Annotated in this window: 11 protein-coding genes; 5 read left to right on the top strand and 6 right to left on the bottom strand. The window is 63.2% G+C overall.

Annotated elements, in window-relative coordinates; translation table 11 throughout:
• Positions 1-35: 35 nt before the first annotated feature.
• Positions 36-614 (bottom strand): hypothetical protein, encoded by a 579-nt coding sequence (locus AB4Z15_RS21535; RefSeq protein WP_442018877.1) that lies wholly within the window; start codon positions 612-614, stop codon positions 36-38.
• 5 nt (positions 615-619) lie between these two features.
• Entirely contained in the window at positions 620-1,063 is a 444-nt protein-coding gene (locus tag AB4Z15_RS21530; protein ID WP_442018876.1) for a PLD nuclease N-terminal domain-containing protein, read from the bottom strand.
• Positions 1,064-1,150: 87 nt separating this feature from the next.
• On the opposite strand from AB4Z15_RS21530, the gene AB4Z15_RS21525 reads away from it, so the two are divergent.
• On the top strand, positions 1,151-1,462 hold the full coding sequence (locus AB4Z15_RS21525) for a DUF4229 domain-containing protein (protein ID WP_442003607.1): 312 nt from the start codon (positions 1,151-1,153) through the stop codon (positions 1,460-1,462).
• Positions 1,463-1,485: 23 nt separating this feature from the next.
• Here the strand turns inward: AB4Z15_RS21525 and AB4Z15_RS21520 are convergent, their stop codons facing one another.
• The 4 genes from AB4Z15_RS21520 to AB4Z15_RS21505 all read right to left on the bottom strand — a co-directional run bounded on the left by AB4Z15_RS21520 (position 1,486) and on the right by AB4Z15_RS21505 (position 5,318).
• Positions 1,486-2,367, bottom strand: coding sequence for a 1,4-dihydroxy-2-naphthoate polyprenyltransferase (locus tag AB4Z15_RS21520; protein WP_431120303.1), 882 nt, complete (start codon positions 2,365-2,367; stop codon positions 1,486-1,488).
• A gap of 60 nt (positions 2,368-2,427) precedes the next feature.
• A complete protein-coding gene (locus tag AB4Z15_RS21515; RefSeq protein WP_442018875.1) occupies positions 2,428-3,567 on the bottom strand; it encodes an AMP-binding protein in 1,140 nt (379 codons plus the stop codon).
• A gap of 9 nt (positions 3,568-3,576) precedes the next feature.
• Positions 3,577-4,527 carry a 1,4-dihydroxy-2-naphthoyl-CoA synthase gene (locus AB4Z15_RS21510; protein ID WP_442003498.1) on the bottom strand — a complete coding sequence of 317 codons (951 nt, stop codon included), beginning with the start codon at positions 4,525-4,527 and terminating at the stop codon, positions 3,577-3,579.
• Positions 4,528-4,589: 62 nt separating this feature from the next.
• Positions 4,590-5,318, bottom strand: a complete 729-nt coding sequence (locus tag AB4Z15_RS21505) for a CPBP family intramembrane glutamic endopeptidase (RefSeq protein WP_442018874.1) — start codon at positions 5,316-5,318, stop codon at positions 4,590-4,592.
• A 225-nt stretch (positions 5,319-5,543) separates the two neighbouring features.
• Between AB4Z15_RS21505 and AB4Z15_RS21500 the strand changes: the two genes are divergently transcribed.
• The 4 genes from AB4Z15_RS21500 (at position 5,544) to AB4Z15_RS21485 (ending at position 10,445) form a co-directional block, all read left to right on the top strand.
• On the top strand, positions 5,544-7,193 hold the full coding sequence (locus AB4Z15_RS21500) for an ABC-F family ATP-binding cassette domain-containing protein (protein WP_442018873.1): 1,650 nt from the start codon (positions 5,544-5,546) through the stop codon (positions 7,191-7,193).
• A 131-nt stretch (positions 7,194-7,324) separates the two neighbouring features.
• Entirely contained in the window at positions 7,325-7,672 is a 348-nt protein-coding gene (locus AB4Z15_RS21495; RefSeq protein ID WP_442018872.1) for a molybdopterin oxidoreductase, read from the top strand.
• Positions 7,672-10,140: a nitrite reductase large subunit NirB gene (nirB, locus tag AB4Z15_RS21490; protein ID WP_442018871.1), complete on the top strand. Its 2,469-nt coding sequence runs from the start codon at positions 7,672-7,674 to the stop codon at positions 10,138-10,140. Before AB4Z15_RS21495 ends, nirB begins: the two co-directional genes overlap by 1 nt.
• Positions 10,137-10,445: a Rieske (2Fe-2S) protein gene (locus AB4Z15_RS21485; protein ID WP_442018870.1), complete on the top strand. Its 309-nt coding sequence runs from the start codon at positions 10,137-10,139 to the stop codon at positions 10,443-10,445. The genes nirB and AB4Z15_RS21485 overlap by 4 nt, the downstream gene beginning before the upstream one ends.
• Positions 10,446-10,634 lie beyond the last annotated feature (189 nt).

The raw sequence follows: 10,634 nt of genomic DNA, 5'->3' as shown, positions 1-10,634 counted from the left end.
ACCCCCTCGCTGGCGTTCAGCCACAGTGGGCGCGGTTAGATTTCCGTCGCGCGTCGGCGTCCGCTGAGCAACCATGCTGTGGTGGAGGGCAGGAACAAAAGGATCAGGCCTGCCGCAGCCAAGACGTACTGGACGGCAAGCAGCACGGTGGACAGGACGCCCGCGCCTCCCGGGGCTACGACGTAATCTGCGGTGATTACGGTGACCACGGCGTGCAGGAGGATCAGCGGTGCAAGCAGCCACCGCGCCCAGCTGCGGCGCTTGAAGGCCACAGCCAGCAGGACCGCTTCCATCGCGACCACCAGGGCAAGCATGGCCAGGCTTCCGAGGAACACGACGGCGGTTGCACCCTCGACTGCCAGGGCGTCACCATCGGGGAGCTTGCCTGCGATAACACCCTTCAGGCGGTCCAGGTGCGAGTCGCGGGCGAGGAGACTGGTGATGACTACTGCGACTCCTGCGACAAAGCTGGCTACCCACAAAATTCTGGACAGCAGTGCTGGACCTGGTGGCCGCACGACGTCGTCAATGGGTGGATGTGCAAGAGTCGGTGGCCCGCCGCTGGGGGATGCGGAAGTAAATGACTGCCGTGATCCATCAGCTTGCTGGGCCATGTTCCCTACTTCAGTTCGTCGGTGCCATGGGTATCCGGCTCCCCGCGTTTGGCATCGCCGGACTTGTATCCGGGGGCTTTATTGCCCTGGCTGCCCTCCGCGCCATCAGCACCCTTGAGCTTCCGTTCCTTGGCTTCAAGCTCTGCCTTGAGCTTCTTGAGGCGCTCTTCTTCGGCGGTGTTCCGGCGGCGGGTTTCCAGGTTGCGGAGGAACTCGGGATCATCATCCGGGGCGGTAGGGTGGCGGCGGATGGGCTGCGCCGAGGGCTTGCCGTAGGGCCGCCCGAAGATGAACCAGAGGACGGCACCCAAGAGGGGCAGGAGGATCATGACGACGATCCAAGCGGGTTTGGAGATGCCGCGTGTGAACCTGCCATCCGTACGTATCACGTCCACGAGGGCGTAGACGAAGATAACAAGGACGACGACGACGCCAACAACCCGGAGCATGCACCAAGTCTAGTCGCCGTAAGGCATTCACTGGACGCCCCGTTCCGGCTGTGATCAGAGTGCAACCATCCGGGCGGCTAAACTTGGATAGTGGCTTTCCTGAAGTATTCCCTCATCCGTTTGGCGCTGTTCGTGCCGCTGTTCATCCTGTTCGCCTTTTTGCAGGTGGGCTGGATCCTGGCCGTGGTCTTCGCGGGACTGATCGCGTTCGCCATCAGTTACCTCTTCTTCCAGAAACAGCGCGACGCCGCCACTGCGGCCATGCGGGAACGCTTTTCCGGCCGGGCCAAGCCCATCCGCACCGCTGGTGAGGTTGAGGACGCCGAGGCAGAGGATAGCCTCGTGGAGCAGAACCCGGACATCGCCGTCAACAACGACAAACGCCCGGGTTCCAAGTAGGAAAAGGTTCCCAGTAGGGAAACCTAGAAGCCGCGGCTCAGAATCAGGCCGAGCGAGAACAGCAGGCTGTAGCCGAGGTTGATCAGGCCGGTCTGCTTGAGCACGGGAATGAGGCTCTTGCGCTTCTTGCCGTTCACCATGAGCCAAGCGGGCATCAGGCAGGCGGGGATCAGCAGGAGAACGATCAACATCCACGGCTTGGTGGGCGCCAGCACAATCACCAGCAGGATGGCGACGGCCAGCATCAACACGTAGCTCTCGCGGGCATGCCTGTCTCCAAGACGCACGGCCAGAGTGCGTTTCCCGGCCGCCGTGTCCGTGGGAATGTCCCGGACGTTGTTGGCCATGAGCAGGGCGCAGGCGATGAGCCCCGTACCGATCGCGCCAATGACGGCAGCAAGGCTGACCTGCCCCGCTTGGGTGTACGTGGTGCCGAGCGTTGCCACCAGCCCGAAGAACACGAAGACGAAGACGTCGCCCAGGCCAAGGTAGCCGTAGGGGTTCTTGCCGCCCGTGTAGCCCCAGGCTGCCAGGACGCAACCAAGGCCTACCAGGATCAGCCACCAGGTCTGGGTAATGATGACCAGGATCAGCCCGCACACCATGGCGGCGCCGAACAATCCGAAGGCCGCCCACTTCACTTGCTCCGGCTTGGCGAGTCCGGAACCAACCAGGCGCAGCGGCCCCACCCGGTCCTCGTCGGTCCCACGGATGCCGTCCGAGTAGTCATTGGCGTAATTGACGCCGACTTGGAGAAGGAGCGCCACGAGCGCCGCCAGGATCGCGTTCGGCAGCCGGAAAGCATGGAGCTCGAACGCCGCTGCCGAACCGATCAGTACGGGCGCGATGGCCGCGGGCAGTGTGCGGAGCCGGGCTCCTTGAATCCATTGTGCAGCTGTCGCCACGTGCAGTACCTCGTGTGTTTCGCGTTGATCTTTAGTCGGAGTCATGAGGGCAGAACCTCTCTATTGTCCCTGATGCGCGGCGGATAGCTGGTCGATCATGGCCAGCCTGTCCGGTTTTCCGTTGGGCAGCATGAGCAATTCCTTCTCCGCCAGGACCGTCTTCGGCGCCAGGACGCCCAGTGCGGCTTCGCCTCCGGAAGTGAAGCCCTTGATGCCTTCCGGCGATGGATCTGTCATGGCCACGTAAGCTGCAACGGCCTGGCCCCATTCACGCGACGGGACACCCGCGACGAAAGCCCCGCTGACGCCGTCGAGCTCTTCCAGCTTGCTTTGGATGTACGCGGCGGAGGCTTTGACGCCGCCGGTGATGATGACGTCGTCGGCGCGGCCCAGGACGGTGAGCTTGCCGTCGCCGGTAACTTCGCCGAGGTCGCCGGTGACGTACCAGCGCACGCCGTCCTCTTCGAAGAACGCGGCCTTCGTCGCGCGCGGCGCGTCAAGGTAGCCCGCCGCCACCGTCTCGCCACCTAGCAGGATGCGGCCTTCCAGTTCGCCCTCGCCGATGCGGACCTCGACGCCGTCCAGGGGCTCGCCGTCGTACACGCACCCGCCGCACGTCTCGGCCGAGCCGTAGGTGGTGACAACGTGGAGTCCCTCCGCGTGGGCGTTTGCCAGCAGCTCGGACGAAGCCGGCGCGCCGCCCAGCAGGATGGCATTGAAGCGGCGCAGCACGGCAAGGGTTTCCGGGGCGGGTGAGTCCAGGAGCCGCTGCAGCTGGGTGGGTACCAGCGAGGTGAAGCGGATCTTGTCCGTCAGTTCCTCGGCGGCAGCCGTGAATGCCTCAGGCGTGAAGCCGTTCGACTGATCCATCACCCAGGGCCGCGTCCCGGCGTAGAGGGAGCGAACCAGGACCTGCACGCCAGCCACGTACTGAAGGGGGAGCGCGAGCAGCCACTGGCCTTCGCCGCGCAATGCCATGGCCGTGGCCACAGAGGACGCAGCCAGGGCATCCACAGTGAGGACAGTCGCCTTGGGCGTCCCGGTGGAGCCGGAGGTTCGGACCACCACTGCAGTCTCTTCCACGCCGGTCTCTACCGGAACGGCTTCCGGCCGTCCGTCCTCGTGAACCACAATTTCGACGGCGGGACCCTCGCCATGCAGGGCAGCGGCCAGTGCTTTGAGTACGGGATCGATGTCCACAGGGATGTCCTAGAAGTAGTAGGGGAAGTTGGACCAGTCGGGGTCGCGTTTCTGGAGGAAGGCTTCCTTGCCCTCGACGGCTTCATCCGTCATGTAGGCCAGGCGCGTGGCTTCCCCTGCGAAGACCTGCTGCCCGGCAAGGCCGTCGTCGGCCAGGTTGAAGGCGAACTTCAGCATGCGGATTGCCTGGGGGGACTGGCGGGCGATATCAGCCGCGTACTCGAGCGCGACTTCCTCCAACCGCGCGTGGTCCACGGCCTCGTTCACGGCTCCCATCCGGACCATGTCCTCAGCGGAGTATTCGCGGGCCAGGAAGAAGATCTCCCGCGCGGCTTTCTGCCCGATCTGGCGGGCCAGCAGCGCAGAGCCATATCCGGCGTCGAAACTTCCCACCGTGGCATCGGTCTGCTTGAACTTGCCGTGTTCACGGGAGGCGATAGTGAGGTCGCTGACCACATGCAGGGAATGTCCGCCGCCCGCTGCCCAACCATTGACGACGGCGATGACCACCTTGGGCATGGTCCGCATCAGGCGCTGGACTTCCAGGATGTGAAGGCGGCCAGCGCGGGCGGGATCGATGGTTTCCTGGGTATCACCCTCGGCGTAGCGGTAGCCGTCCCTGCCACGGATCCGCTGGTCGCCGCCCGAACAGAACGAGTGCCCACCGTCCTTTTCCGACGGTCCGTTGCCCGTGAGCAGCACGGTGGCGACGTCGGGAGTCATGCGGGCGTGGTCCATGGCCCGGTAAAGCTCGTCCACAGTGCCCGGACGGAACGCGTTGCGCACTTCGGGGCGGTTAAACGCGATGCGGACAGTGGGGAGATCCTTGACCGTCCCGTCCGTGGAACGCTCAACCTGCCGGTGGTACGTCATGTCCTTGAAGTCCTCGAAGCCGGAAACGGTGCGCCAGCGTGAGGGGTCAAAGATGTCGGAAACCTTGGCAGGGAGTTGGTTGTTCACAGTCCGAGTCTAGTAACGGCCTCCGCTGATGCAGAACTCGTGTCTCGGCATGCCCCTGTTTGCTAGTGGGGGAGGAAGTCCGGCGGGATCGCATAGATGAGCACCACGGCCAGGAGGTTCTTGGCGGCGTGGACGAAGTAGGAGAACATCAGGTTCTTTCCCGTCCACACATAGACCGCCACCAGCACCAGGGCCATGCCGAGATAAGGCGCAAGGGCTGGCAACACCAGACCCTCCCTGCCCACCACGTGGATCGATGCGAAAACTCCCACCGAAAGGGCACAGCAGATCCAGATGTTCACATACTGCGACAACTTGCCGATCAGCAGGTGCCGGAACAAGTACTCCTCTACGAACGGCCCCAGGACCACCAGCAGCGGCACCATGAGCCAGGCCGGCACACGCTGGAGCAGGCCTTGGATGCCCAACTGGTTTTCGGAAGTCTGCGCAGTACCGGTCGCCGCAACCAGGAGTGCCGTGAGGATCAGCATGACCACCACCGCAAGTGGGACCATGCCAAGAGTGAACCAAGGGCGGGTGCCCAGGATCTTGACGTCACGGCCGACTATGCGCCAGGCGGATGCCAAGGCGAAAACCCCGACGACGGCATAGAAGAGTGCGTTAACGGCATACGAGGCTGTGGCAGGGTCTGAAAAAAGCTGGAGCATCATTCGCTCCACGGATTCGCCCGCAAACGTGAAGTAGATCGTGAATCCCAGATAGGCAGCGACGGCCACGGCGTCCAGGGCATTGAACTGGTAAAGCCTCGTCCGCGTCGAAATGGTGCCCATATGACCAGACTATCTTTGCGGGTGGAATGGTGCGCGCGTGCCAAGGGGCCCGGGGAAACGGGCAATCGCTCCAGCCTGAAACTTGACGCGCCCTCGTTCCCCGGGCAGTCTGGACCGATGAAGTCTTGAGCGCAGCCCTTCCATCCGGCTGCATCCCCAGTACCCACTACGGCAGTGCCCTCAGCGGTTCCCTGCCATTCACTGCGGACTTTGCGAGGACACCTCTTGACTGACCATCTTCACCTTTCCGGCGTTTCCCACGGTTATGGGGACCGAGAACTTTTCCACGGCGTTGACCTCACCATCGATCACGGCGAACACGTAGCCATTGTCGGAGAAAACGGGGCGGGAAAATCCACCCTTCTCCGCCTGCTGGCCGGCGTGGAAACGCCCGACGACGGCACGGCAGGTTTGGCAGGGACTTCCGGCTACCGCGTAGGTTATCTCGCCCAAACACACGGACTTCCGACCTTGCTCACCGTGGGGGACGCCATCGACGCGTCGCTTACAGCGTTGCGGGCGCTCGAGGCCAGCATCACCGAACTGGAGCGGGAACTGGCGGATGCGGACCCCGAAACCCTGGAACTCTACGGAAGCCTGCAGACCCAGTACCAACTCCGTGAGGGGTACGCCGCCGAGTCCCGGGTGGAAGCAGCGCTTGACCGGCTGGGGCTGGGAGGCCTGGACCGGCGTCGAACGCTTGGATCTTTGTCCGGCGGCGAGCAGGAGCGCGTTGCCCTCGCGTGCCTGCTGGCCGATCCGGCCGAAGCCCTGCTCCTGGACGAGCCCACCAACCACCTCGACGCGAACGGCACGGCCTGGCTGGAATCGAGATTGGCTGCGCACCGAGGCACCGTGGTGGTGGTTTCGCACGATCGTGTCCTGCTGCGGAAGGTAGCCAGCACAGTCATCGAAGTCGACGCTGAACGACGGTCAGTCAATCGCTATGGCAACGGCTACGAAGGCTACTTGCGCGAGAAAGCCGCCCAGCGAGCCCGTTGGGTGCAGCAGTACGAAGAATGGCTCGATGCCATGGCCGCCGAGCGGTTCCAGGCGGCCACGGTTTCGGGCGGCATGGGCTATGGCAGGGTGCGCGACAACGACAAATTTGCGACCGGCTTCAAAAAGGGCACCTGGCAGCGCGCAGCCACCAGCAAAGTGCGGAACGCCCAGGAACGACTCCGGCGCCTCGAAGAGAATCCCATTGACCGCCCACCCGTGCCGCTAAAGCTCGCCGCGCAACTTGACCTTCAGCTGGAGGAGACCGCTGGACCGGCCATCGAAGCACGCGGCATCAGCGTTCCGGGGCGCCTGAAGCCAACTGACCTGCGCGTTGAAACCGGGGAAAAGGTCCTCATCACCGGACCCAACGGCGCAGGAAAATCAACACTGGTGTCTGTGCTCGCAGGGACGCTTGAATCCGAAGGCGGGACCTTGGCCGTTCAAGGCACGGTCGGGTACCTGCAGCAGGAACTCGACGTTCCGCCCCGTCCGGGGCTCCGTCTGCTTCCGGCGTTTGCCGCCGGGCTGGGAGGAAACATCGACGAACATGCCGAGGCCCTGCTGCGCCTTGGCTTGTTTCGGCCTGCTGAATTTCACGTTCCCGTGGGCAGCCTCTCGGCCGGACAGCAACGCAGGCTAGCCCTGGCCAGGCTGCTCCTCGGCAATTACGAGACCATGATCGTGGACGAACCCACCAACCACCTCGCGCCGGTGCTCGTGGAACAGTTGGAGTCTGCGCTCGCAGACTTCGCCGGGACACTGGTCATCGTGAGCCACGACCGCGCACTGGGGGAGTGGTTCGATCGCTGTTCCGCGGCCGGTTCGGTGGGTAGCTGGGTCCGCTACGGGATGCAGGATGGCGAGTTGCTCTAGGCCGTTGCCTCCGGGGTGAGTTGTTCGCAAAGGGATCGTTACGCTCTGTCCTGCTTATGGAAACACGGCATCAAGCGTCCTGAAACAACGGTGGAGCACCATGGAAGGAAGCCGGCCGAAAGGATCTTTCCGTGATTTCCAAGAACCTCTTCCTCCAAGGCATTTTCCCGTTTGACGGCATCGGTATGGAAAAGCCGGTTCCCCTCCATAGCGAGCTCGCGCACTTTGTCCCGGACGGCGTCGTGAACCAGACGCTCTACTTCCGCGGCGGCAACTCCAGCTCCGAACTCATCGTGGTCGTCCTCATGCGCGACGGCGTCCCGATGCGGTATTTCCCAATCGGCGCCAAAGGCGACGTGCACGTCCCGTTGAGGGTTGTGGAAGATATCGAGGGCGGCTCGATGATCGAATTGTTCATCGCGGCGCCAGCCGGTGTCCGCGGTTCCGTGGTGGTGGACCTGGGCATGGTGGAGCACTGATGGCCAGGCGACTGGTGGTCATCGGCAACGGCATGGCCGGTGCCCGCACTGTTGAGGAAATCCTCGCCCGCGCCGGTGGAGACGCTTTCGAGATCACTATGTTCGGGGATGAACCGTACGGAAACTACAACCGCATCATGCTCAGCCACGTGCTGTCCGGTGAGGAAAGCGATGCGGACATCTTCCTCAACGCCCTGCCGTGGTACCAGGAAAACAACATCACCCTCCATGCCGGCGTGCGGGTGGAGCGCATAGACAAGTACAGCAAACACGTCTTCGCGGCCGATGGCAGGGTGGTTCCTTACGATGTCCTCATTATCGCCACCGGAAGCCACTCGTTCCTTCCGCCGATGGATGGCCTGCACACACCCAGCGGATCAGTGCGCCACGGGGTCTTCACGTTCCGGACCATGGACGATACGCGCAAGATGGTCCAGTTCGCCCAGCATGAGCATCATCGCCGAGCCGTAGTAATTGGCGGTGGATTGCTCGGGCTGGAGGCGGCCCGCGGGTTGCAGGCCTACGGCCTTGACGTGGCGGTGGTCCACTCAGGCGGCCACCTCATGAATGCGCAATTAGGGCCCGACGGCGGCGCAATACTGCGGCGAAGCGTCCAGGCGCTGGGCATCGAGGTCCACACAGGAAGCCGGACCACCGCGGTGCTGGGCAAGGACCGGATCACCGGTGTGCGATTGCGTGATGACACTGAGCTGGGCTGCAACATGGTGGTTGTTACTGCCGGCATCCGGCCCAACGTTGATGTCGCCGTGGTGAGTGGGCTGGCCGTGGAACGGGCCATCGTGGTGGATGACCACCTGCGGGTCATGGACGAAGAGGACATTTATGCCGTGGGGGAGTGCGTGCAACACCGGGGAGAGGTTTATGGGCTGGTGGCTCCGCTGTGGGAGCAGGCCGCCGTTCTGGCAGACCAGCTCACCGGCGTGGATCGTTCATCGGTCTATCTTGGATCCCGGACCGCCACCAAGCTGAAGGTGGCCGGCGTCGACGTCGCTTCCATGGGCCTGCCGGGACCGGAACTCGACACGGACGAGCACATTGTTTTCTCGGAACCGAGCCGGGGCGTGTTCAAGTCGATCGTCATCCGGGACAACAAGATGGTGGGCGCTACCCTCCTAGGTGACAGCCGCAAGGTTGCTTACTTGACCCAGGCTTTTGACCAGGGACTGCCCTTGCCGGAGGAGCGGCTCTCGCTGATGTTCGATCTCGGCTCGCCTGCTGACGAGGAGGGTGTTGCGGAACTGGCTGACTCTGCCCAGGTCTGCAACTGCAATGGAGTCTCCAAAGGGGCACTCGTCTCGGCTGTACAGGGTGGGTGCCGCTCCGTACCAGCCGCCATGGACGCCACCCGGGCAGGCAAGGGGTGTGGCTCCTGCAAATTGCTGGTCACGCAGGTGGTGGAGTGGGCGGCCGACGGTTCCGTGGAAGAAGACCCCGCAGCCAGCTATTACGTCCCTGGCATTCCGCTGGACAAGGCTGCGTTGATGTCCCGGATCCGGGAGCTTGGGCTGCGCTCGGTTTCGCAGGTCTTCGCTGCCCTGGCACCCGACAGAGCGGAAGACGCCAAATCCAAAATGGGTCTGGCCTCGCTCATGAAGATGATGCTGGCGGACAAGTACATCGACGAGCGCGATGCCCGATTCATCAACGATCGCGTGCATGCCAACATCCAGCGCGATGGCACATTCTCCGTGGTACCCCAGATGAAGGGTGGCGTGACGTCCGTGCAGCAGCTCCGGAGGATCGCCGACGTCGCGGAGAAGCACAACATTCCCATGATCAAGCTGACCGGTGGCCAACGCATCGATCTCCTGGGCGTTGCCAAGGAAGACCTCCCCACAGTCTGGGCCGATCTGGACATGCCGTCCGGCTACGCCTATGGGAAGAGTTTCCGCACTGTGAAGACCTGCGTGGGGAAGGACTACTGCCGCTTTGGGACGGGTGATTCCACAGGTTTGGGAATTTCGCTAGAGTCCCGCTTCCAGGGAATTGAGTCGCCGGCAAAACTGAAACTCGCGGTCTCCGGATGTCCGAGGAATTGTGCTGAGTCCTTGGTGAAGGACGTTGGGGTCGTGGCGGTGGAGGGCGGCCGCTGGGAAATCTATATTGGGGGAGCGGCCGGCGCCCACATCCGTAAGGGCGATCTACTGGTCACGGTGGATACGCCCGAGGAAGTCACGCTCCTGGCGGGTCGTTTCATGCAGTACTACCGTGAAAACGCGAACTGGCTGGAACGGACGTACGCGTTTGTTCCCCGGGTAGGGATTGAGCATCTTCGCAGCGTCATCCTGGACGACTCGGAGGGCATCGCCGCACGCTTGGATGAGGCGATGCAGGAGTCGGTGGACAACTACGTGGATCCGTGGAGTGAACGGGATGATCCGCTAACGCCTGGCCAATTCCGGACCTCGCTGCCCTTGACGGTACTCCCGCAGGTACCGGTCCGATGAAGATTCCACACGTCATAGGGCCAGTGGACCAAATTCCGTTCGGTGAAGGCAGGGCGTTCGGGATCGACGGCGAGCAGGTTGCGGTGTTCCGGCTTCGGGATGGGAGCCTGCGGGCTGTCTCCGCGGTGTGCCCCCACAAAGGGGGCCCCCTCGCGGACGGAACCATTGATCAGCGCGTGGTGATGTGCCCACTCCACCAGCACTCGTTTGAGCTGGAAACCGGGTGTTCCACCACGGGAGCGAAGCCCCTGCGGACGTACGAAGTTTTCGCAGATGAGGGCCAGAACATCGTCGTCATTCCTTAAAGCAACGCGGGGTCACTTATGGCCCCTTTGGGCGGCCAACATGGGCCATAAGTGACTGTGAGGATTGTTGTGGCTGGTCTGGGACTGGCTGGCAGAGTGGGTATTGGCCGTGCTGCCCCTTGGATGTGACTCGGTAAGTGACTGGCCCCGCAAGGGTGTCCTGGAGTGGGATCTGTCCATCCGAGGGGT

Source organism: Paenarthrobacter sp. 2TAF44 (genome assembly GCF_052114885.1).
GTDB lineage: Bacteria > Actinomycetota > Actinomycetes > Actinomycetales > Micrococcaceae > Arthrobacter.
This window is presented reverse-complemented; position numbering and strand designations above follow the sequence as displayed.